16 protein-coding genes are annotated in these 23790 nt (G+C 68.4%); 4 read left to right on the forward strand and 12 right to left on the reverse strand.

Annotated elements, in window-relative coordinates:
- The first annotated feature begins 171 nt into the window (after positions 1-171).
- Positions 172-393, forward strand: a complete 222-nt coding sequence (locus WK25_RS28970; RefSeq protein WP_040138834.1) for a hypothetical protein — start codon at positions 172-174, stop codon at positions 391-393.
- 95 nt (positions 394-488) lie between these two features.
- On the opposite strand, the gene WK25_RS28975 is transcribed toward WK25_RS28970, so the two are convergent.
- Both WK25_RS28975 and WK25_RS28980 read right to left on the reverse strand, forming a co-directional pair.
- The gene (locus WK25_RS28975; RefSeq protein WP_069243406.1) at positions 489-4322 is read right to left on the reverse strand and encodes a DUF748 domain-containing protein; all 3834 of its coding nucleotides are present in this window, start codon (positions 4320-4322) and stop codon (positions 489-491) included.
- A 151-nt stretch (positions 4323-4473) separates the two neighbouring features.
- Positions 4474-5913: a DUF1254 domain-containing protein gene (locus tag WK25_RS28980; protein ID WP_059548394.1), complete on the reverse strand. Its 1440-nt coding sequence runs from the start codon at positions 5911-5913 to the stop codon at positions 4474-4476.
- A 403-nt stretch (positions 5914-6316) separates the two neighbouring features.
- Here WK25_RS28980 and WK25_RS28985 point away from each other — a divergent pair, with 403 nt between their 5' ends.
- On the forward strand, positions 6317-9139 hold the full coding sequence (locus WK25_RS28985) for a heavy metal translocating P-type ATPase (protein WP_083253105.1): 2823 nt from the start codon (positions 6317-6319) through the stop codon (positions 9137-9139).
- Positions 9140-9485: 346 nt separating this feature from the next.
- Here the strand turns inward: WK25_RS28985 and WK25_RS28990 are convergent, their stop codons facing one another.
- The 4 genes from WK25_RS28990 to WK25_RS29000 form a co-directional block, all read right to left on the reverse strand.
- Positions 9486-9965 carry a GNAT family N-acetyltransferase gene (locus WK25_RS28990; protein WP_040138837.1) on the reverse strand — a complete coding sequence of 160 codons (480 nt, stop codon included), beginning with the start codon at positions 9963-9965 and terminating at the stop codon, positions 9486-9488.
- A gap of 132 nt (positions 9966-10097) precedes the next feature.
- The gene (locus WK25_RS31905; protein WP_167432683.1) at positions 10098-10253 is read right to left on the reverse strand and encodes a hypothetical protein; all 156 of its coding nucleotides are present in this window, start codon (positions 10251-10253) and stop codon (positions 10098-10100) included.
- Positions 10254-10428: 175 nt separating this feature from the next.
- A complete protein-coding gene (locus WK25_RS28995; RefSeq protein WP_319000764.1) occupies positions 10429-11667 on the reverse strand; it encodes a flagellar hook-length control protein FliK in 1239 nt (412 codons plus the stop codon).
- A gap of 287 nt (positions 11668-11954) precedes the next feature.
- Complete coding sequence (locus tag WK25_RS29000; RefSeq protein WP_040138839.1) at positions 11955-12653, reverse strand: MgtC/SapB family protein; 699 nt, start codon at positions 12651-12653, stop codon at positions 11955-11957.
- Between the two features lie 113 nt (positions 12654-12766).
- Between WK25_RS29000 and WK25_RS29005 the strand changes: the two genes are divergently transcribed.
- On the forward strand, positions 12767-13876 hold the full coding sequence (locus tag WK25_RS29005) for an AGE family epimerase/isomerase (protein ID WP_069243408.1): 1110 nt from the start codon (positions 12767-12769) through the stop codon (positions 13874-13876).
- Here the strand turns inward: WK25_RS29005 and WK25_RS29010 are convergent.
- Positions 13849-15480: a methyl-accepting chemotaxis protein gene (locus WK25_RS29010; RefSeq protein ID WP_040138841.1), complete on the reverse strand. Its 1632-nt coding sequence runs from the start codon at positions 15478-15480 to the stop codon at positions 13849-13851. The two genes, WK25_RS29005 and WK25_RS29010, sit on opposite strands and share 28 nt — an antisense overlap.
- Positions 15481-15780: 300 nt before the next feature.
- On the opposite strand from WK25_RS29010, the gene WK25_RS29015 reads away from it, so the two are divergent.
- On the forward strand, positions 15781-16224 hold the full coding sequence (locus WK25_RS29015; RefSeq protein WP_040138842.1) for a PaaI family thioesterase: 444 nt from the start codon (positions 15781-15783) through the stop codon (positions 16222-16224).
- Between the two features lie 95 nt (positions 16225-16319).
- Here WK25_RS29015 and WK25_RS29020 read toward each other — a convergent pair whose 3' ends face one another.
- The 5 genes from WK25_RS29020 to prpB form a co-directional block, all read right to left on the reverse strand.
- Complete coding sequence (locus WK25_RS29020; RefSeq protein ID WP_069243409.1) at positions 16320-17372, reverse strand: CaiB/BaiF CoA transferase family protein; 1053 nt, start codon at positions 17370-17372, stop codon at positions 16320-16322.
- 332 nt (positions 17373-17704) lie between these two features.
- Complete coding sequence (prpF, locus tag WK25_RS29025) at positions 17705-18895, reverse strand: 2-methylaconitate cis-trans isomerase PrpF (protein WP_069243410.1); 1191 nt, start codon at positions 18893-18895, stop codon at positions 17705-17707.
- Positions 18896-18922: 27 nt separating this feature from the next.
- Positions 18923-21517: a Fe/S-dependent 2-methylisocitrate dehydratase AcnD gene (acnD, locus tag WK25_RS29030; RefSeq protein ID WP_069243411.1), complete on the reverse strand. Its 2595-nt coding sequence runs from the start codon at positions 21515-21517 to the stop codon at positions 18923-18925.
- A gap of 82 nt (positions 21518-21599) precedes the next feature.
- Complete coding sequence (gene prpC / locus WK25_RS29035; RefSeq protein ID WP_040138846.1) at positions 21600-22772, reverse strand: bifunctional 2-methylcitrate synthase/citrate synthase; 1173 nt, start codon at positions 22770-22772, stop codon at positions 21600-21602.
- 107 nt (positions 22773-22879) lie between these two features.
- The gene (prpB, locus tag WK25_RS29040; protein WP_069243412.1) at positions 22880-23773 is read right to left on the reverse strand and encodes a methylisocitrate lyase; all 894 of its coding nucleotides are present in this window, start codon (positions 23771-23773) and stop codon (positions 22880-22882) included.
- Positions 23774-23790: the final 17 nt, after the last annotated feature.

The raw sequence follows: 23790 nt of genomic DNA on the forward strand, positions 1-23790 counted from the left end.
GATGAAGCGGGGCTTTCTGTTCTCTATCAAACGTAACCAATCGCAAATGACATCGCGCCGTCGCAATGCGGTGCGTACACGGGCGCAGCCGCATGACGCCGGATTTTTTTCCCGGTTGGCGCGCGACTATTGGCGTGCGATAAAGGGTTTTCCCTGACCCGGAGCACGAGTATGTCGACCCTGGAAGCCCTCCGGTTCGTGCTGGACGACGCACGCACCCCCGAAATCATTCGCCACCACGTCGTCGACGCGCTGCAGTACGCGTTGCGGAATTACGGACAAGTGTTCACCGCGAAGGAAGTCGAATGGCTCGCGCAGTGGGACGATGCGCGCCTGCCGTTGGCCGCGAGGAAGGAACTGGACAAGCGCGAGCCGGAATTCACCGCGCGCTGACGGGAAACGACGAAGCGACGGAGCAACGAGGCGCCGCCGCGCGCGGTTCCAGCGTGGGCGCAACGGCGGCGGATGGCGGATGATGGCGGTAACGCTTACTGCAGGCCGAAATCGACGCGCGTCGTCGCGCCCTTGTCGTCGATCCCCTTCGCATCGAGCTTCGGCGCCACGACGAACATGCGGCTCGAATCGATCTTGCCGTCGAGGTACTGGCGCACGGCCTGCGCGCGCTGCTGCGCGAGCGCACGCAGCGCGTTGTCGTCGGCCGGCGCGTGATCGGCGAGCGCCTGCTTCATATCCGCGTCGGGCAACGTCTTCTGCAGGCCGATCAGGTTGCGCGGCTTCTTGAAGTCGGCGGCCTTGTACGCACGCGCGAGGTACTTGCCGTATTCGGCCTGATCGACCTTCACCGACATCGGATCGACGCTCTCGCCCTGGCCGATCACGTCCTTCAGCTTCTGCTGGCGAACGAGCCGGTCGACGTACGCGTCGCGCAGCCCCGGCGTGTCTTTCGCCGGATCGACGCGGCCGATCAGGTCGAGCCGGATCGACGGCTTCTCGGTCAGCATCTTCACGACGGTGTCGAGCTTCTTCTGCTGCGAGTCGGTCAACTGGTACGAACCGGGCGCGAATTCGACATAGCCGAGATCCTCGCCGCCGCTGCCGCCGAACGCATTCGCGAGCAGCGTGAACGGCGACGTGACGGCCTTCGCGATCAGGTTCAGCACCGCGCGCCAGATCAGCCCGCCGACGCTGAACTCCGGATTCGACAGCGAGCCCGACACCGGCAGGTTCACGTCGATCTGGCCGCGCGTGTTCTTCAGCAGCGAAATCGCGAGTTTCACCGGCAGCTTGGTCGCCGTGTCGTTCTCGACGTGATCGCCAAACGTCAGCTGGTCGATGAAGATGTGGTTGTTCGCAGACAGCTGATCGTTCGCGAGCTGGTAGTGCAGGTCGACGTTGAGCTTGCCCTTCGTGATCGGATAACCCGCGTATTTCGCCGAATACGGCGTCAGGTTGGTCAGCTCGATGTCGTGCGCGGTCGCCGTGAGGTCCAGCGCCGGTTTGTCGATCAGCGGGTTCACCGTGCCCTTGATCGTGATCGGCCCGTTGCCCGCGAGATTCGCGGCAACGTCGACCGGCGCCGACGTCGTCGAATCGGTGCCGAACGCGCCGACCGTCCCGTTGATCGCGACCAGGTTCGCGGTGTAGTTCGGCTTGATGAAGTTGTCCGTGTAGGTCACGCGGCCGCTCTGCAGCAGCAGCTCGCCGAAATGCATGCGCACCGGGTTCTGCGGCGGCGGCGCGGCCTTCACGACGACCGTCGCCGACGCGGCGGCCGGGCCGGACGCCTGCTGCGCGGCCGCGGCCGACGCGGCCTGTGCGGCCGCCGGCGGCGTCACGCCCGGCGACAGCGGCACCGGCTCGTTCTTGCTCGCGTCGCGCGTCAGCGATTGCGCGGGGCCCGTCTCCTTCGCGACCACGTCCTTCAGGTTCAGCCGGCCCTGCGCGTCGAGCAGCACGCGACCGTAGAAGTTCGAGAACGTCACGCGCGCGGCGTCGACGTCGGTGCCCTTTTCGTCGTAGTTCACCTTCAGGTTCGATAGCGCGAGCGACCGCCAGCCCGCGAACGGGTCGGACGTCGCCTTGTCGAGCATCCGCACGTCGACCAGCGCGACGTCGCCGCGGTACGTCGCGCGCGGCGTGTCCTTCACCTGCGCGAACGTCAGGTTGCCCTGCGCGTTGAGCAGCGCGCTCGCGATGGTCGCGTTCAGCGCGCTGCCGAAATACGGCTCGAACGCGGCCGCGTCGACGCGGTTGCCGTTGATCTTCAGCCCGAGCTTCAGCGGCTGTGCGGTCACGTCGCCCGACACGTTCACCGAGCCCTTGCGGTTCAGCGTTGCCTTCAGTTGCACCGGCAGCGGCTTCGTCATGTCGTCGCTGAGCTTCTGCACCGACAGGTCGAGCGGCTTGATCGCAAGCTTCACCGGGCGCGGCGTCGACAGGTCCGTGAAGTTCGCGGACGACGCCTTCACGTTCAGCGCGTCGATCCGGTAGTGCCACGACGGCGCGGCAGCCTGCGCCTTGCGCGCGACCGTGCGCTGCGGCACCGCCGGCTGCGCGGGCTCGGCCAGCGCGGCGAGGTCGATCTTGCCGTCCTTCAGGCGCTTCACGTCGAGCGCGAGGCCGCTCGCGTCGACGCTCGAAATCTCCGCCGTGCGCGCGGCGACGTCGACCTTCGCGATCTGCGCGCGCGCGTCGGGCAGCACGATCGCAGGCGCTTTCGCGTCCGGCGTCGCGAGCTTCAGCGACTTCAGGCTCACCGTGCTGTCGGCGATCTGCGCGTCGAACGGCGTCTTGCCCCAGTCGGCCTTCGCGTTGACGGTCGCGCCGAGCGCCCCGTCGAGCACGCGCGCGCGGGTCGCTTCGCCGAGGTACGGCTGCAGCGCCGGCAGCGCGAGCGCATCGACCGTCAGCTTCGTATCGGCCTGCTTCGCCGCAAGGTTGAACGCGCCTTCGGCCTTCACGTCACCGCCGTGCGACAGCGACGTCGACACTGTGTACTTCGCCGGCGTCTTGCCGCGCAGGGTGAAACCGTCGAGCGTCGCGGCAAGTCTGGTCAGCGACATCGCGGTCGGCGTCGCCGGTACGCGGTCGTCGACATTGATCGTGCCGCCGTCGATCGCGAAATGACGGATCGTCAGGTCGAGCGGCGGCGCTTCCTTCGCGGCGGCTTCGGCGTTCGCGCCGCTCGCGGCAGTCGCGGCGCTGGCGCTGGCGCTGGCGGCGCTGGCGCCCGCGGCAGTCGATGCGGCGGCACCCGGCGCAGCGGGCCGGGCGGCCGTCGTCTTCTGCGCGGCGGCAGGCTGGCCGGCCAGCTTCTCGACGTTCAGCACGCCGTGCTTGTCGCGCGCGAGATCGACGACCGGCTGGTCGAGCCGGATCTCGTCGAAATGCAGCGCATTGCGCAGCGGCTCGAGGCCGGCGGCCGCAACATGCACACCGCGCGCGGCGAACAGCGGCGCCGACGCGCGGTCCGTCACCTTTGCGTCGTGGAGATCGACGGTGCCGGACACGCGCAGCGTCGGCGTGTCGCCGCTCATCACGAAGTTCAGCGACAGGTCGCTGCTCAACAGGCCGCTCGTGACGATCACCGGCAACTGCGCCGGCGCATACGAAATCAGCTTCGGCACGTCGAGCCGGTCGAATTTCAGCGCGACTTCCGACTCGCGCGACTGTGCGAACGGCTTCGTCCTGCCGTCGATCGAGATCGGGCTGCCGTCGAACCGCGCGCGCAGCTTCGGCTGCACGAAGATGTCGGTCTTCGACGGCAGCGTCGCGATGAACGGAATGCCGAGCGTCCAGTTGTCGACCACGTGCTTCTCATTCAGCAGGCGGTCGTCGAAGTCGATGCGGCCGTCGTTGACCTGGATGTTCGACACCGAGAAATGCGTCGGCTTGCTGTCCGGGCTGGACGGCGTCGAGAACTTCTCGATCAGGTCGGTGAAATTGAAGCGTTGCGCGTCGTAGCGGACGATATGGAAGCGCGGCGAATCGACGCGCACTTCGTTGACGATCGGCGCGCCGCGGAACAGCGACGACCACGACGGCCTCACGACGAGCTTGCCGATGTCGATGAAGTCGCCCTGGCCGCCGCGCTCGCCGACTCGCACGCCATCGGCTTCGAGATTCAGCGTGTACGGGTTCAGTGCGATGCGCTGGATCGTGGACGGCCGCCCGAGCTGCTGGCTCAATTGCTGTTCGGCGATATGGCGAATCAACGGCGGTGCCGCGAAGAAGCCGAGCAGTCCGAACAAAACCAGGAAAATCAGCACGCCGATGCCGATACGCCGGGTCCGGCGCGAGCGGGCAACGCCGCCGAGGGCATGGAGGGTCGAGGGTACGGTTTGTTTGTCTGCGCTTGACATGCGGGGATGCCTCGGAAATGGACGGCGGCCGCACCGGAAAACCGGCACGGCGGCGCACGCTATCCCGAAAGTATAGGCTGAGGCGGTGACGGAACGGCGTTCGGGCGCGGCCGCCGCGCCCGCGGGCCGGGCAGAGGCCGCGCCTATCCGATCACTTGCGGACGACTGCGGGCGGCATCCAGGAGCCGTCGCTTGCTTGCGGCTTCGGCGCGTACAAACGCAGTGCCAGCGCGAAGTCGGTGCGCGGCGCCGGCAGCCAGTTCGCCGCATGCGCCCCGCCCGGCGACGCAGACACGACCACGTCGATCGACCCGTCCCGGTTGCGGCGCAGCCGGTCGCGGTCGCCGAGCGAGCGGCGCGCGGCGCCGACGTCGGGCAGCGCGCCGTTCGTCGTATACGGCGTGAGCGTCCAGAATCCGCGCACCGGCGGCAGCGCACCCGGCGCGAAATGCAGCACGTACCGGTTCGCGCCGTTCAGCGGATGGCCGTCGCTGTCGACGCGCACGAGCGCGAGCGTCTCGTCGTCGCGCGTCGCGGTACCGAACTGCGTGTAGGCCGCGTACGCGCGCAGCGCGTAGTCCTGACCGTACTTGCCGGCCGTGTCGCCGATCCAGCTCCAGCCGTTCGCGTTCAGCAGGTTGGACGGCGGCTCCGCGAGCCGCGCGCGCGCTTCGGCGACGCCGGCCGTCGCGGCAGTCAGGCGATCGCCCGTCCACAGCACCGGATAGCCGGCCGATACGCCGATGTCGTTCAGCAGTTCCTGCGCATGCGCGTCGTCGGCGGGCGGCGGGTTGTCCTGCAGCGCATGCGCGAAACGCGTGAAGAACGCCTTCGGGTCGAGCGCGGCAACCTGCTCGGCCGGCGTGCCGCCGCTCGCGGCCTCCGACGGCGCGCTGCCCGCATGGACCGCGACCGACGCACCGCGCGCCGCGCCCGTGTACACCGAAAGCGGCACCACGCGAATCGCGCGCTGCAGTTTTTTCACGTTCGTGAGGTCGCGGCCGCCGCTCGTTTGCAGCCGCACTTCGAGCCATGCATTGGCCGACGGCACGTCGACGCGCAACGCGCCCTTCGGCAGCGCGCCCTGCCAGTCCTTCGCGACGAAGGCAATCGTTTGCGATCGCGCGAGGCCGCGTGCGCCCCGTGCGCCCACGCTCGACGACGACCACAGTACGTTCGTCCACATGTCGAGCGCGCGGGCGTCCCAATAGCGGCCGCGGGTATCGGGCAGCGTGACGATGACGGGCTCGGCGCCGACGTCGAGCCAGCCGGTCGAGTCGAGCGTGTCGACGCCGGGCAGCGGCGGGTTCACCGCGCCGACGGGCGGCAGCGCTTGCGCGTGGCGCAACGTGTTGAGCGGCGCCTGGCCCGGCTGCGCGCCGTCGCCGCCCGTGGCGGCTTCCTTCGCGACGTCCATCAGCACGAGCGGATACGCGTAGACGTAGGAGTCGGCCACTTCGGCGCGCATCCAGCCGGTTTTCCGCTGGATCGCGTCCGGTTGCGAGGCGCATCCCGCCAGCAGCGCCGCAACGGCCAGCGACACGCCTGCCGCGCGTCGCAGGGAAATTGTTTCTCGTCGATGTTCAATCATTGAATACTGGCCGAATTTCGTTCTTGTCAGTCAACGCCTTGTCCGACTCAATCGGTGAAAGCAAGGCACCCCAGCCTGCCCGTTCGCCGTCTCGCTACGGCGGGCGCTGATGTCAGGCCGGTATCATAGCGCCTACGGGCAATCCCCAATATGCCGAATAACGGGCAGAAGAACCGCCACGCGCTGCACGCGGCCGCCCGCCGGGCAGTGCCGGCCGAATTGGCGGGCATGCCGGCCGAGCGCGGCCTGCCTTTTTGCATTCCGCCCCCCAAACCCAAGTCACCGCCCCGGAGCCAGTACCACGTTCCTGCGCCAAGTCGCCACCGCCTCTTGACCTTCCCATCATGGCAATGTTGATACTGACGTCATTCGCGGCTCGCGCCGCGCTTTTGGGGATTCGGACATGACTGAACCACTCGCCTCCGCCACGCTGCACACCGTCGAACTGACGGTTGACGGCATGCATTGCGGCGGCTGCAGCGGCCGCGTCCAGCGGGCACTCGCCGCAGTGCCCGGCGTCGTCGACGCCACAGTCGATCTCGACGCGCACGCGGCAACGGTGACCGCGCACGATGCGGTCGCGCCCGCGCGGCTCGTCGATGCGGTCGAGGGCGCCGGCTACCGCGCGACGATACGCGAGCGGACCCGCGATACCGTTGAAACGGCGCAGGCGGGACATGCCGACGCGTCGCCTGCGTCGCACGCACCACCCTTCGCCACGACCGAGCTCGACATCGACGGAATGACCTGCGCGTCCTGCGTGTCGCGCGTCGAGAAGGCATTGGCGAAGGTACCGGGGGTCACGCGTGCGTCGGTCAATCTCGCCACCGAGCGTGCGACCGTCGATGCGGCGCCCGGCGTTTCCGCGTCGCAGCTGGCCGCAGCCGTGCAGCAGGCCGGCTATGACGCGACACCCGTCACCGCGACGCCGCCCGGCGCCGATGCCGCCGCTGCGCCGGCCGCCTCCACCGATCTCGAACTCGACATCGGCGGAATGACGTGCGCATCCTGCGCCGGCCGCGTCGAAAGAGCGCTGGCCGCGGTGCCGGGCGTTGCGCGTGCGTCGGTCAATCTCGCGACCGAGCGCGCCTCCGTGCATCGCGCCGCCACAGTCGGCGCCGACGCGCTGATCGCGGCGGTGACAGCAGCGGGCTACCGCGCGTCCGTCGCCGTCGCGCCGGAAGCCGCTGCCGCCGCGGCGACCGACGCCCGTGCCGCCGATCCGGCGCAAGCGCCGGACGTGCGCAAGCGTCGCGAAGCGATCCGGGAACGCAATCTCGTGATCGCGTCGGCCGTGCTTGGCGCACCGCTCGTCGCGCCGATGCTGGTCGGGCCGTTCGGCATCGACGCGATGCTGAACGGGTGGCTGCAGCTCGCGCTCGCGTCGATCGTCCAGTTCGGCTTCGGCGCGCGTTTCTATCGCGCCGCATGGCACGCGGTGAAGGCGCGCACCGGCAACATGGACCTGCTCGTCGCGCTCGGCACGTCGGCCGCGTTCGGCCTGAGCCTGTGGATGCTGCTGCGCGACCCGGCCCATCCGGGCCACCTGTACTTCGAGGCGTCCGCCGTCATCGTCACGCTGGTGCGCTTCGGCAAATGGCTCGAAGCGCGCGCGAAGCGGCAGACGACCGAAGCGATCCGCGCGCTGAACGCGCTGCGTCCCGACCGGGCGCGCGTCGTCGAGCACGGCGTGGAGCGCGACGTGCCGCTCGCGCAGGTGCGCGTCGGCACGACGGTCAGCATTCGTCCCGGCGAGCGCGTGCCGGTCGACGGCCGGATCGTGTCGGGCCGCTCGCACGTCGACGAATCGCTCATTACCGGCGAAAGCCTGCCGGTGCCGAAGGACGACGGCGATCTGGTGACCGCGGGCTCGATCAACGGCGAAGGCGCACTCGTCGTCGAAACCACCGCGATCGGCGCGGAGACGACACTCGCACGCATCATCCGCCTCGTCGAATCCGCTCAGGCGGAGAAGGCGCCGATCCAGCGGCTCGTCGATCGCGTCAGCGAAGTGTTCGTACCGGCGATCCTCGGCATCGCCGTGCTGACGCTGGCCGGCTGGCTCATTGCCGGCGCCGGCACCGAAACCGCGATCCTCAACGCGGTCGCCGTGCTGGTCATCGCATGCCCGTGCGCGCTCGGCCTCGCGACGCCTGCCGCGATCATGGCCGGCACCGGCGTCGCCGCGCGTCGCGGCGTGCTGATCAAGGACGCGCAGGCGCTCGAGCTTGCGCAGCGCACGACCGTGATCGCGTTCGACAAGACGGGCACGCTGACCGAAGGCAAGCCATCCGTGACGGCGTTCGACGCGGTCGGTATCCCGCGTGAGCAAGCGCTCGCTGTCGCGGCCGCGGTCCAGCGGCATAGCGATCATCCGCTCGCGCGGGCCGTGGTGGCCGCGTACGATGCCGACGTCGCCGCGCGTAACGGCGCCGCATCGGATTCAGCCAGCGCAGTCGTCGCGGCGGATGCGCGCGCGGTGGCCGGGCGCGGCGTCGAGGCACGCGTCGACGGACAGCTTCTCGCGCTCGGCAGCACGCGCTGGCGCGATGAACTCGGAATCGCCGTGCCGGCCGAACTCGACGCGCGCGCCGCGCAGCTCGAGCGCGCGGGCAACACGATCTCATGGCTGATGCGTGCCGATGCGCCGCGTGCGCCGCTCGCATTGATCGCGTTCGGCGACACCGTGAAATCCGGCGCGCGCGACGCGATCGCGGCACTAGCGGCGCGCGGCGTCGCGAGCGTGCTGGTGACCGGCGACAACCGCGGCAGCGCGGCGGCCGTCGCGGCGTCACTCGGGATCGGCGAAGTGCATGCGCAGGTGCTGCCCGACGACAAGGCGCGCGTCGTGGCGGAACTGAAGCGCACGCACGGCGGCATCGTCGCGATGGTCGGCGACGGGATCAACGACGCGCCTGCGCTCGCCGCGGCCGATGTCGGTATCGCGATGGCGACCGGCACCGACGTCGCGATGCATACGGCCGGCATCACGCTGATGCGCGGCGATCCGGCGCTCGTAGCAGACGCGATCGACATCTCGAAACGGACTTACCGGAAGATCCAGCAGAACCTGTTCTGGGCGTTCGTGTACAACCTGGTAGGCGTGCCGCTCGCGGCGTTCGGCTTGCTGAACCCGGTCATCGCCGGGGCGGCGATGGCGTTCTCCAGCGTCAGCGTCGTGACGAATGCGTTGCTGTTGAGGAGATGGAAAGGCCGCGCGCAATGACGCGGCCCGATGCGGAAACGGGAGGGACGACACTCCGCCCGCTTCGCACCGCGCGGGGCGCGACGGCTTCGACGAATCCACCGACAATACGCGGCGGTCGCGACCGACATCGCGCCGCCCACGATACCCGGCAACGGAAGCGGGTTCGTCCACTTGTTCATGTCGGTGGCGCGCGCGCAGCAGGGCGGCCCACCGCCGCATGCGCAGTTGAGATCGATTGCGTTGAACGCCCGAACGGGCAGGATGGAAATCGGTAGCGCCACACCGGTCATGATCCGCAATGGGCGGTTCGCATGTCGGTATCGGATCTGCCGACGCGAAGCTGCCGAAGCGCCGATCCTGGCCGCTAGCCGTGAACGACGGGCTTGATCAGCGTCGTCGTGATCGGGACGAACCCGCACGCACGATAGAGCGCGCGCGCAGCCGTGTTGTGATTGAACACCGACAGCCCGATCTCCGTGACGCCACGACGGCGCGCGTCGGCCTCGAGCGCATCGAGCGCACGGGTGGCCCAGCCCTGGCGGCGCCGGGACGGGGCGATGTCGAGGTCGTAGATGAACAGCGTGCGGTTCGGCCCTTCGGCCACGATCGCGTACCAGAGGTCACCGACCGTATCGCCGGTGGCGGTGTCGATCAGTTCGACGAGCGTCTGGCCGGCGCTGAGCAGGCCGTCGGGCAGCAGCGTATCGAAGCATGCGCGGGCGCGAACGGCCGCATCGTCTATCGCGTTCTGCCCGGATGACACGAGATCGCGCGCGTAGCCGTCGATGGCGCGCGTGCGATATGCATGGAATTCGCTGGCCGTCATCGGCCGCATCTGCAGCATGGCCCGGGTGTCGAGGGAAGTCGGACTTCCAGTGTAGCGGGACGGTCGCACCGGCGCGCGATGCGGCGGCGGAAAACGGCAGGCAGGTGCGGCACGCGCCGCGCCGAATCAGCGAATCAGCGAATCAGCGAATCAGCGACGATACAGGACGATCGGCACGAGGTTTGCACGGCGCATACGCTCGACCTCGGCGTGACGCGCGGCGTACGAATAGTCCGTATCGAGCGGGAGATGCGGGGAGACGAACAGGTCGTCGATCTTTTGCAGCAGGGCGAAAATGAAGCTCATCTGAGACTCCTGACAGAGGGCGCTAGGGTTTTCCCTTAGATGGGTTCCATTCTAAGGGTTTTCCCTAAAGTCTGCCAGCACACCGCATCAGTTTGCCGCACCGGCGCCGCGCATCTCACGATGCCGCAACCCGTCCGCCCTTCCCTGACGGGCCTGCGAGATAGGGCCGGATCGTTTAGCGAGCGCGGCGCGCGCGCTTCGCAACCGCCGCCTCGCGATTCGCATTGCGCTGAAGCCGGTCGACCTGCGACAGCAGCGCCTCGTGGTGTTCGGCAAGCGTCATCAGGGTCGCCTGCTGCGTCGACAGATCGGCTGCCAATCGATCGATTCGCAGTTGCCGACTATCCAGTTCCTGTTTCAGCTGCGCGATTTGCCGGGTCTGCAGCACCAGCGCGACGAGCCCCGCGAACACGACGACCGCCAGCGCCAGCAGCAACCGATTGACGCGACGCATCTCGCGATCGGCCGCCTGCTTGATGCCGGCCGTGTCCGTCTGCAGCGTCGCGAGCCGATCGGCCAGCGGACGCAGATCGGTGTCGGGATCGAGTGCCGCCGAACCGGGCCCCGCCGGTTGCGCGCGATCGGACGACGGCTTCGTCACGAACGACGCCGCGGACGTCACCGGCTGCGCGGTCGGCGGCGTCGGCGCGGCGGTGTGCGTGGGGTGGCCTGCGGTGGTCGTAATCGCGGCGGCGGTGAGATCGACCCGCGCAGCCGGCTCAACCGAGGCCTCGCGTTCAGTGGATTGCGCAGCGTAGTCGGTCGTCGCTGAAGCCGAGACCGAAGCCGGCTCGGCGTTCGCGGCGACCGCGTCGACTCGCGCCGTGCCACCGCTTGCCGCCGCTTCGCGAGCACCGTGCGCCACGCGCCGCTTGCCGCCCGACGCCGCGCGGCGTGCCTTGCTGGCCTCGCATGGCGTGCGCGCTGCTTGATCCTGTTTGGCCGGCGCACCGCCCGCTTCCGCGTCGCTACCGGGTTTCGCGGGCCGAGCGTCACGGGCTGCACCGGCAACCGCAATCGCACTCGCCGTCGCCAACCCGGCAGCCGTTTCGGCATCGCCGACAGTTTCCGGCATCCCGCCAGCCTTCGCTTGCGCATCGCCGGACGCCGGCTCGCCCATCGCACCGGCACCGGTGGGCTGCTGCAGGTCGGTCACCTTCGTTGCATCCGCATCGAACGTGCGCACGACAACCGCTTCACGCGCAGCGCCATGTCCCGCCGCCGGCGCCGATTCCGATCCCGTCGGCACGGCAACGTCGCCATCGCGCATCGCGGTTGCGCCGGGCGTACCGAATCCGTCGAGCGACGCCTGCCGGCCGGCGTCCTCGGTATCCGGCGTGGCCGCGGCCGGCTGCGCGTCCGCCAACGTATCGTCGCGCGCAACGGCCGCCGCCCGTGCAGCGGGCTCGAACACCGGATCGCCGAACAGATCGAGCGTGCGTTCATCCCGCGACGCGTCGCCTGCAGGCGCATTGCGAGGCCGCGCCGATGCATTGGCGGCGTTATCCGCGGCGGCCGCCGCCGAGCGCAAACGCGAGCGGGCCGGTGAATGGCGGGAACGGGAACGCGGGCGAGGCAGGGAAACGGATTCGGTCATGGAGTCGGATTACAGGCCCGCGCACGCGGAACCGGATGTCGAACGGAATCGGTGACCGGCCATTGTCGCATGACAGATCGCCGATTCGGCCGGTCGGATGCCGTCTATTCGTCGCCCGGCACGCCGTTGCCTTCGTCGAAGCGCGTCACGCATGGCAGCGCGCGCAGCTTGTCGCAGATCGCGCGATATTCGAGGTCCGATACGCGCGCGAGTGCGATGCGCACCTCGTCGTGCTCGCCCGTGTCGTCGGCGCGCTGCACGATGAACTGCTTCACGCGTGCGCTGTCCGGGCCGAGCGCCGCGTGCAGCGAATCGAACGTCAGCGCGCCGCCGACCACGGTCAGCGTGAACTGTCGGCGCTGGCGCACCGTGAAGTAGCGTCGCTCGAGCGGCTTGATGCCGGCGAGGATGATGAGAATGATCACCGTCGCGGAAATCGACGCGACATAGAGACCGCCGCCTACCGCGAGGCCGATCGCGGCGACCGACCACAGGCTCGCAGCCGTCGTCAGCCCGCGCACGATCTCGCCGCGCAGCAGGATCGAGCCCGCGCCCAGGAAGCCGATGCCCGACACCACCTGCGCCGCAATCCGCGACGGATCGAGCACGACGTGATCGCTGCGGCCGAGCACGTCCGCGAAACCGAAGGCCGACACGATCATGATCAGCGTCGAGCCGACGCACACGAGCATGTGCGTACGCAGGCCGGCCGCCCACGACAGACGCTCGCGCTCGAAGCCGATGACGCTGCCAAGCGCAGCCGCGAGAACCAGCCGCATCACGAGTTCCAGATTGCTGAGCATCGGATTTATCTCCTTTTTTGGTGCCGGCGCCGCGGAATGTTTTATCCTTGGCCCGGCCGCGCCTATTGTCCGGGCCGCGCCGACACGTTCCGATTCAACCGTACAACTCCGCCATGTCCGTTTCCGACTCCGCTTCCGCCCAGGCCGCCCAGTTGCGCGACCATTTTGCGCACGTCATCTTGCCGATCTGGCAAGGTTCAGGGTTCGACCACACGCTGCGGCTACCGTTCGAGGCGGTCGATCCGGCCACTCACGCACCGCTGCCCGTCAGTCGTTATCGCGCGATGGCGTGCGCGCGCCAACTATTCGTGTTCGCGCAGGCCGGCCACACCGCGCACGCGGCCACGCTGTTCGATTCGCTGTGCAGCCGCTTCCGCGATCCGGTCCACGGCGGGTGGTTCTACAGCGTCGACGCGCATGGCGCGCCGCTCGACACGACGAAAGACCTCTACACGCACGCGTTCGTCGTGTTCGCGTGCGCCGCATGGCATGCCGCGTCGGGCGACGCCGCCGCCCGGACAGTCGCCGAGGACACCGCCGTACTGATCCAGGACCGCTTCGCGCCGCAGCGGGGCGATGCGCTGCTCGACGCCGCGCGTCACGCCGATTTCTCGTCGTCGGGCAGCGGCGCGCTGCAAAATCCGCTGATGCACCTGACCGAAGCGTGGCTCGCCGCCGCCGACGCGTTCGGCGACGCGGCCTTCGACGATGCGCTCGCGCGCACCGCGCAGGCCGTCGAGCACACGTTCGTCGATCCCGCGACCGGTTGCGTCGCCGAGTTGCCGCTGGGCGCGGCCGGCAACCGCTTCGAGCCGGGCCATCAGTTCGAATGGTTCTACCTGGTCGATGCGGCCGGCGCGCGGCTCGCGCAAACCGGGCTGCCACACGCATTGGCGCGCGCATTCGCGTTCGCGGAACGGCACGGCATCGATTCGCAGACGGGCGCCGTGTGCGCGGCGCTCGACGCGCAAGGCGCGTGCATCGACACCACGCAGCGGATCTGGGCGCAGACTGAATACCTGCGCGCGCTCGCGACGCACGGCGGCACGCCGGCGTCCGCACCGCTTGCGCGGCAGATCGAGCGATTCGCCGCGCGCTTCCTGCATCCGCGCGGCTGGTTCGAGTGCAAGGCGGCGGATGGACAGGTGTCGCGCGCGGACATGCCGTCGACCACGCCCTACCACCTCGCGACCGCCTACGCCGCGCTGCCCGCCGCCTCGTAACCCGCGCCGGCGTCGGCAAACGACGACGCACGCGCATCGCGCGCATCGCGCGCCGTGCGTGCGTCGCCCAGTTCGAACACCGACACCGCCTGCATCAGGTGCGCGGTCTGCTCGTTCAGCGACGCGGCCGCCGCCGCGACTTCCTCCACCAGCGCCGCGTTCTGCTGTGTCAGCTGATCCATCTGCGTAACGGCCTGGTTCACCTGCTCGATGCCGACGCTCTGCTCGACCGACGCCGCCGTGATCTCCGACATCGTCTGCACGACGCGCGTGATCGATTCCGATACGGTCCGCATCGCATCGCCGGCGCGCTCGACGAGTTCCGAGCCGCCGTCGATCTGCGCGACCGATTCCTCGATCAGGGCCTTGATTTCCTTCGCCGACTGCGCGCTGCGCTGCGCGAGCGAGCGCACTTCGCCGGCAACCACCGCGAAGCCGCGGCCTTGCTCGCCGGCCCGCGCAGCTTCCACCGCTGCGTTCAGCGCGAGGATGTTGGTCTGGAACGCGATACCGTCGATCACCGAGATGATCTCGGCGATTCGCCCGGAGCTCTGCGCGATCCCGCGCATCCGGTCGATCACGCTGTCCACCACGCCGCCGCCGTGACGCGTCGCGTCGAGCGCCGCGTCGGCCAGCGCGCTGGCTGCGCGCGCGCTGTCGGTGTTCTGGCGGACGGTCGCCGTCAGCTCTTCCATGCTCGCGGCCGTTTCCTCGAGCGACGCGGCCTGCGTGCCGGTACGCGCGGACAGGTCCGCGTTGCCGCCGGCGATCTCGCCCGCACCGAGGTGGATCGCGTCGGACGCCTGACGCACGGTTCGCACGGTGTCGGCGATGCTCGCCTGCATCGCGGCGAGGCCGCGCAGCATCCGGTCGATTTCGAACACGCCGCCTGCTCGCACGGCTTCGTCGAGCCGACCTTGCGCGATCCGCTCGAAGTGGCGGCCGGCTTCGTCGAGCGGCGCGACCACCGCGCGCCGCGCGGCCGCGTAAATGGCCGCGCTCGCCGCGAGCATCGCCACCAGCAGCACGATGCCGACCCACTTGAACCACTGGATCCCGCCGTCGATCGTGTCGAGCGCGGCGCGGCTCGATGCGCCGCCGTAGTCGGCAAAACGGTGCAGTTCGGCGATGTACGCGTCCTGGAAACCCTGCGTCGGCTGGTCGAGGAATGCCTGGATGTTGCCGGCGTCGAGGAACTGCACGAGTTCGCCGAGCGCGCCGCGCAGTGCGCGATAGCGCTCGGTGAGCGCGGCGACGCGCGCGCGGTTGGTTTCGTCGACGGCGTGCGCGGCCGTCAGCGAAGCGAACGCCTTGTCCGCTTCGGCGAGCGATGCGCTGGCGTGGCGGATGATGTCGTCGGGCTTCGGGCCGCCGCGCACCATGCGCGTGCCGGCGCGCGACAGGTTCACGCGCGCGTCGAGCAGGCGCTCGGTGGCCTGGCTCGCCGCGTCGACCTGCGCGATCGCGACGTTCGACAGATCGTCGACGCCGCTGCGCGTCGACGCGAGTGCCCAGAAGCCGAGCGCCTCGATCGCGAACAGAAACAGGCAAAACACGGTCAACACGCCGAGCAGACCCGACGCGAGCTTGATTTTTCCGAACATGGGGAGATTTCCTGGAGAGCCGACGATGGAGCAATGACGCATGCCCCGGCATTAGCGGCATTTCTTCGTCGGACTTTAGGTGTGCGCGGGCAACGGCTGCGAAAAGGGGCGCAGGTATCCGTGCCGACGCGCCGTCATTCAGGTCGAATCGCCGTCAAACGCACGCAACTCTGCTGTTCGACGCAATAATCGACGCGCATCGCGTCCGCAATTGCACGAAAAGCGGATGAATTTCCTTGCTTATCCGCAGCCCCCTTCCTAGAGTTCAGCGCAAGCGGACACGCATTGCGAGGCAACTCGATGACGGATATCACGGACCACGCGCGCGGCGCATTGCGCGCGCAACCGTTCAGCATGTTGCTGGGCACGAAGCTGATGCATATCGGCGACAACGAGGTGTCGCTGTGCCTGCCTGTGCGGGACGAACTGCGGCAGCAGCACGGCTTCGTGCACGGCGGTGTGATCGGCTATCTCGCCGACAACGCGCTGACGTTCGCCGGCGCGCTCGTGCTCGGCCCGCGCGTGATCACCGCCGAATACAAGATCAACTATCTGCGGCCGGCCGTGAACGGCACGCTGGTCGCGCGCGCGAAGGTCGTGTACGTGGGGCGGCACCAGGCGACCTGCCAGTGTCATGTGTTCGTCATCGACGGCGATCACGAGCGGCTCGTCGCGATCGCGCAAGGCACGATCAATCGTGTCGGCGACGGGAAGATGCCGGATGCGCCGGAGGAAAAGGCTTGACGTGGTGTCGGGCCGCCGCGCCGGTGATCACGTGACGGGCCACAGGCAACGCGATGTCGCACCGGCCGGCCCGGTCGCTTCATGCCGACACGGGCCTATACCGTTCCATCCGCCTTCAACGGCATAAATCGCGGCGCCACGCGCGCCCGGACGTTGCCGGCCGCATCGGTACGATAGATCCCGCGCGCCGCATTGTGCGGATGCGTCACCGCCTCGGCCACGCTCAGCACCGGTGCGAAGCATGCGTCCGTCCCTTCGAGCAGCGCGCGCCAGTGCGCGGACGGCAGCTGCGCGAACACTTCGGCGAATCGCGCCTTCAGCGCCGGCCAGCGCGCGCGGTCGTACTGCGACGCCGGATCGACGTCGGTCAACCTGAGCCGCTCGATCAGCAGTGCATAGAACGGCGGCTCGAGCGCGCCGATCGTCACGTATTCGCCGTCGGCGCAGCGATACACGTCGTAGAACGGCGCATCGTGGAAGAGACTGGGCTGCGCGCCGTCGAGCTGCCCGTTCGCGCGAGCCCACAATGCGAGCGAGCCGAGCATCGACACGATGTCGACGATCGCGCCGTCGACCACACGCCCCGGTCCGCCGCCGCGCACGTCGAACAACGCGCAGACGATTCCGAACGCAAGCCCGAGCGCGCCGCCCGCGTCGCCGACGACGGTCGGCGGCACGCCGGGTCGTCCGTCGCGCGGCGCGGACAACGAAAGCAGCCCTGTCAGCGCCACGTAGTTGAGGTCGTGTCCGGCAGACGATGCGAGCGGGCCGTGCTGGCCCCAGCCGGTCATCCGTCCGTACACGAGCTTCGGATTCGCGCGTGCGCAATCGTCGGGACCGAGGCCGAGGCGCTCCATGACGCCGGGCCGCAGGCCTTCGATCAGCGCGTCGGCCTGCGCGATCAGCGCGAGCGCCGCGGCGTGGCCGGCCGCGGTTTTCAGATCGAGTTCGACGACGGTCTTGCCTTCGCGGAGCAGGTCGCCGTCGCGTCCGTGCAGCGCGGCGGGCGCGCTGGTGCGGCCGGCCGGTCGCGCGATCAGCGTGATGCGGGCGCCCATTCCGGCCAGCATCCATGCGGCGAGCGGGCCGGGGCCGAGGCCTTCGAATTCGACGATATGGACGCCGGAGAGCGGAACCCCAAGCGACATACGATTCTCCTGTCGGCCTACGTTAGCGCTTTAGCGCTTACGTAGGCCCCATGCTTCGCGGTCGGCCTACGTTAGCGCTTTGGCGCTTACGTAGGACGCATCCTTCGCGGTCGGCCTGCGCTAGCGCTTTGGCGCTTACGTACGCCCATGCTTCGCGGTCGGCCTACGCTAGCGCTTTGGCGCTTACGTAGGCCCCATGCTTCACAGTCGGCCTGCGCTAGCGCGCCAGCCCCGCCGCCTGCATCAACAAAAAATCCCTGCACAGCGCGGTTCGCCGTGCAGGGATCGATTACCGGTCGCCGCCGCTGCGTCGCGGGGGCGCCCGATGCGCGTCAGAACGCATCCCCCGGCACCCGCACCCAGCCTTCCATCAGCACGCGCGCGCTGCGGCTCATGATCGCCTTCGTCACCGTCCATTCGCCGTTCTCGAACCGCGCTTGCGCGCCGACGCGCAGCGTGCCCGACGGATGGCCGAAGCGCACCGCGTTGCGTTCGCCGCCGCCCGCCGCGAGGTTGACAAGCGTGCCGGGGATCGCTGCGGCCGTGCCGATCGCGACCGCCGCCGTGCCCATCATCGCGTGGTGGAGCTTGCCCATCGACATCGCCCGCACCAGCAAATCGACGTCGCCCGCGTTCACGCGCTTGCCGCTCGACGCGACATAGTCGGCCGGCTTCGCGACGAACGCGACCTTCGGCGTGTGCTGACGCGTCGCGATCTCGTCGAGCGTGTCGATCAGCCCCATGCGCAGCGCACCGTGCGCGCGGATCGTCTCGAATTTCTCGAGCGCCTTCGGATCGCCGTTGATCGCATCCTGCAATTCCGTGCCGGTGTAGCCGATCGCTTCGGCTTCGACGAAGATGGTCGGAATCCCCGCGTTGATCATCGTCGCCTTCAACGTGCCGATGCCGGGCACCGCGAGATCGTCGACGAGATTGCCGGTCGGAAACATCGAGCCGCCCGCGCCTTCTTCTTCCGCGGCCGGGTCCATGAACTCGAGCTGCACTTCGGCGGCCGGGAACGTGACGCCGTCGAGCTCGAAGTCGCCCGTCTCCTGCACCGCGCCGTTCACGATCGGCACATGCGCGATGATCGTCTTGCCGATGTTCGCCTGCCAGATCCGCACGGTCGCGATACCGTCGCGCGGCACGCGCGACGCGTCGACGAGACCGCCGGCGATTGCGAACGGGCCGACTGCCGCCGACAGGTTCCCGCAATTGCCGGTCCAGTCGACGAACGCCTTGTCGATCGCGACCTGCCCGAACAGGTAATCGACGTCGTGGCCGGGCCGCGTGCTCTTCGACACGATCACGGTCTTGCTGGTCGACGACGTCGCGCCGCCCATCCCGTCGATCTGCTTGCCGTACGGATCGGGGCTGCCGATCACGCGCAGCAGCAGCGCGTCGCGCGCGGCGCCCGCTGTCTGCGCGGCATCCGGCAGATCCTGCAGCCGGAAAAACACGCCCTTGCTGGTGCCGCCGCGCATGTACGTCGCGGGAATCCTGATTTGAGGAATGTGAGCCATGTTTTGTGTTGTCCCTGTATGACCGGGTCAAGCCGCCTGCGACGATTCGAGGAAGTCCTGCGCGAAACGCTGCAGCACGCCGCCCGCTTCGTAAATCGACACTTCCTCGGCCGTATCGAGCCGGCACGTCACCGGCACTTCCACGCGTTCGCCGTTCTTGCGATGAATCACGAGCGTGAGATCGGCGCGCGGCGTACGCTCGCCGATCACGTCGAAGGTCTCGGTACCGTCGATGCCGAGCGTCGTCCGGTTCGTGCCCGGCTTGAACTCGAGCGGCAGCACCCCCATACCGATCAGGTTCGTCCGATGGATCCGCTCGAACCCTTCGGCGACGATCGCCTCGACGCCCGCGAGCCGCACGCCCTTCGCGGCCCAGTCGCGCGACGAGCCCTGACCGTAGTCCGCGCCGGCGATCACGATCAGCGGCTGCTTGCGATTCATGTACGTCTCGATCGCTTCCCACATCCGCATGACCTTGCCGTCCGGCTCGACGCGAGCGAGCGAGCCCTTCTTCACCGCGCCGTCGACGACGGCCATCTCGTTCACGAGCGTCGGGTTCGCGAAGGTCGCGCGCTGCGCGGTCAGGTGGTCGCCCCGGTGCGTCGCGTACGAGTTGAAGTCTTCCTCAGGCAGCCCCATTTTCGCGAGGTACTCGCCGGCCGCGCTGCTCGCGAGAATCGCGTTCGACGGCGACAGATGGTCGGTCGTGATGTTGTCGCCGAGCACCGCGAGCGGGCGCATGCCCTTCAGCGTGCGCGCGCCGGCCAACGCGCCTTCCCAGTACGGCGGACGGCGGATGTACGTGCTCTGCGGGCGCCAGTCATACAGCGGCGCCGCGCGCTCGAGCGCACCGGCCGGGCGCGCGAACATCGGTTCGTAGACCTTGCGGAACTGTTCCGGCTTCACGCTCGACGCGACGATCGCGTCGATCTCCTCGTCGGTCGGCCAGATGTCCTTCAGCGTGACGGGCGTGCCGTCCTGGTCGTGGCCGAGGACGTCCTTCTCGATGTCGAAGCGGATCGTGCCGGCGATCGCATACGCGACGACGAGCGGCGGCGACGCGAGGAACGCCTGCTTCGCATACGGATGGATGCGGCCGTCGAAGTTGCGGTTGCCCGACAGCACGGCGGTCGCGTACAGATCGCGCTCGACGATCTCCTGCTGGATCTTCGGATCGAGCGCGCCCGACATTCCGTTGCAGGTCGTGCACGCGAACGCGACGATGCCGAAGCCGAGCTTCTCCAGCTCCGGCAGCAGGTTCGCTTCCCGCAGATACAGTTCGACCGCCTTCGAGCCCGGCGCGAGCGAGCTCTTGACCCACGGCTTGCGCGTGAGGCCCTTCGCGTTCGCGTTGCGCGCAAGCAATGCAGCCGCGATCACGTTGCGCGGGTTGCTGGTATTCGTGCAGCTCGTGATCGCGGCGATGATCACCGCGCCATCGGGCATCTCGCCCGGCTTCTCCTCCCACTGGCCGGCGATCCCGCGTGCCGCGAGATCGGACGTCGGCAGCCGCTTGTGCGGGTTCGACGGGCCCGCCATGTTCCGCACCACGCTCGACAGATCGAACGTCAGCGTGCGTTCGTACTGCGCGTGCGTCAGCGTGTCGGCCCACAGGCCAGCCGTCTTCGCATACGCTTCGACCAGCTTCAGCTGCTCGTCGCTGCGGCCGGTGAGACGCAGGTAGTCGATCGTCTGGCCGTCGATGAAGAACATCGCGGCCGTCGCGCCATACTCGGGCGCCATGTTCGAAATCGTCGCGCGGTCGCCGAGCGTCAGGCTCGCGGCCCCTTCGCCGCGGAATTCAAGATACGCGCCGACAACCTTCTCCTTGCGCAGGAACTCCGTCAGCGCCAGCACGATGTCGGTCGCGGTGATGCCGGGCTGGCGCTTGCCGGTCAGCTCGACGCCGACGATGTCGGGCAGCCGCATCCACGACGCGCGCCCGAGCATCACGTTCTCCGCCTCGAGCCCGCCGACGCCGATCGCGATCACGCCGAGCGCATCGACGTGCGGCGTGTGACTGTCGGTGCCGACGCAGGTATCCGGATACGCGACGCCGTCCTGCGCCTGGATCACCGGCGACATCTTCTCCAGATTGATCTGGTGCATGATGCCGTTGCCCGGCGGGATCACGTCGACGTTCTCGAACGACTGCTTCGTCCATTCGATGAAATGAAAACGATCCTCGTTGCGGCGATCTTCGATCGCGCGGTTCTTCGCGAACGCGTCCGGATCGAAGCCGCCGCATTCGACGGCGAGCGAGTGATCGACGATCAGCTGCACGGGCACGACCGGGTTGACCTTCGCCGGGTCGCCACCGCGCTCGGCGATCGCGTCGCGCAGGCCCGCGAGATCGACGAGCGCCGTCTGGCCGAGGATGTCGTGGCACACCACGCGCGCCGGAAACCACGGGAAGTCGCGTTCGCGCTTGCGCTCGATGATCTGCTTCAGCGAATCGGCGAGGATCGCCGGATCGCAGCGCCGCACGATATTTTCGGCGAGCACGCGCGACGTGTACGGCAGCGTGTCGTACGCGCCGGGTGCGATCGCTTCGACCGCGGCGCGCGCGTCGAAGTAGTCCAGCGACGTGCCGGGCAGGGGTTTGCGGTAGGCGGTATTCATGATGTGGGGCGGAATTCGGGGTGAGACATGCCGCGCGCACCGGCCGCCCGCGTCACGGGCGCCGGCGCGCGCGGCGGGCGTTTCAGCGCTTTTCGATCGGCACGAACTGCAGGTCTTCAGGGCCGGTGTAGTTCGCGCTCGGGCGAATGATCTTGTTGTCGATGCGCTGCTCGATGATGTGCGCGCTCCAGCCGGACGTGCGCGAGATCACGAACAGCGGCGTGAACATCGCGGTCGGCACGCCCATCATGTGATACGACACGGCGCTGAACCAGTCGAGGTTCGGGAACATCTTTTTCGCGTCCCACATCACCGATTCCAGGCGCTCGGCGATGCTGTACAGCTTCAGGTCGCCTGCTTCCTTCGACAGCTTGTGCGCGACGCCCTTGATCACCTTGTTGCGCGGATCGGAAATCGTGTAGACCGGATGACCGAAGCCGATCACGACTTCCTTGTTCTCGACGCGGCGGCGGATGTCGGCTTCGGCATCGTCCGGCGAACTGTAGCGGCTCTGGATCTCATACGCGACTTCGTTCGCGCCGCCATGCTTCGGCCCGCGCAGCGCGCCGATCGCGCCGGTGATCGCCGAGTAGATGTCCGAGCCCGTGCCCGCGATCACGCGGCCCGTGAACGTCGATGCGTTGAATTCATGCTCCGCGTACAGGATCAGCGACGTGTGCATCGCGTCGACCCACGACTTCGACGGCGTCTTGCCGTGCAGCAGGTGCAGGAAGTGGCCGCCGATCGAATCGTCGTCGGTTTCGGTCTCGATGCGCTTGCCGTTGTGCGAGAAGTGGTACCAGTACAGCAGCATCGACCCGAGCGACGCCATCAGGCGGTCGGCGATATCGCGCGCGCCCGGCAGGTTGTGATCGTCCTTCTCCGGCAGCACGGTGCCGAGCACCGACACGCCCGTGCGCATCACGTCCATCGGATGAGCGGAAGCCGGGATCTGCTCGAGCGCAGCCTTCAGCGCGCTCGGCAGGCCGCGCAGCGCGCGCAGCTTGGTCTTGTACGCAGCGAGTTCGGTCAGGTTCGGCAGCGTGCCGTGCACCAGCAGGTGCGCGATTTCCTCGAACTCGCACGATTCGGCGACGTCGAGAATGTCGTAGCCGCGGTAGTGCAGGTCGTTGCCGGTCTTGCCGACCGTGCACAGCGCCGTGTTGCCGGCCGTCACGCCCGACAGCGCCACCGACTTCTTCGGCTTGAATGCGCCTGCGGCGGCCGGTGCTGCTGCGTCTTTCGTCTCGCTCATGTTTCCGTTCTCCAATGGGGATCAATCTCCGCCGGGGCCGGCGCTGCAACGCGCGCCCCGGCTTCATGCAATGCGTTCCGGGAACCGCGTCCCGGCGCGCGGGCGCGTTACTTCTTGCCCTGCGCGAACAGCTCGTCGAGCTTTTGCTCGTATGCGTGATAGCCGAGGAAGTCGTACAGCTCGGCGCGCGTCTGCATCGTCGGCACCGCGGCCTTCTGCGTGCCGTCGCGGCGCAGCGTCTCGTAGAAATTCAGCGCGGCCTTGTTCATCGCGCGATAAGCGCCGCAGCAATACAGCGCGATATCGACGTTCGCCTCGCGCAGTTCGTCGACCGTAAAGAGCGGCGTCGAGCCGAACTCGGTCAGGTTCGCGAGAATCGGCACCTTCACCGCGGCCTTGAATCGGCGGTAGTCGTCGAGCGTCTTCATCGCTTCCGGGAAGATCATGTCCGCACCGGCTTCCACATATGCGATCGCGCGCTCGATCGCCGCGTCGATCCCTTCGGCGGCGGCCGCATCGGTGCGGGCCATGATCACGAACTGGTCGTCGGTGCGCGCATCGACCGCGGCCTTCACGCGATCGACCATTTCCTCGGTCGGCACGACTTCCTTGCCGGGGCGGTGGCCGCAGCGCTTCTGGCCGACCTGGTCCTCGATGTGGACGGCCGCGACGCCCGCGTTGATGAACGAGCGGATCGTGCGCGCGATGTTGAACGCGCCGCCCCAGCCCGTATCGATGTCGACGAGCAGCGGCAGGTCGGTCGCGTTGGTGATCCGGTTCGCGTCGATCAGCACGTCTTCCATCGTGCTGATGCCGAGATCGGGGATCCCGAGCGAATTCGCGGCGACGCCGCCGCCCGACAGGTAGACGGCCTTGAAGCCGACGGCCTGCGCCATCTTGGCCGCATACGCGGTGATCGCGCCGACCACCTGCAGCGGCTGCTCGGCCGCGACTGCCGCGCGAAACTTCGCGCCGGCGCTTTGAAGATGCGTGTTGCTCATGAACGGCCTCCTGAAGG

It is taken from the genome of Burkholderia latens, assembly GCF_001718795.1.
Classification (GTDB): domain Bacteria; phylum Pseudomonadota; class Gammaproteobacteria; order Burkholderiales; family Burkholderiaceae; genus Burkholderia; species Burkholderia latens_A.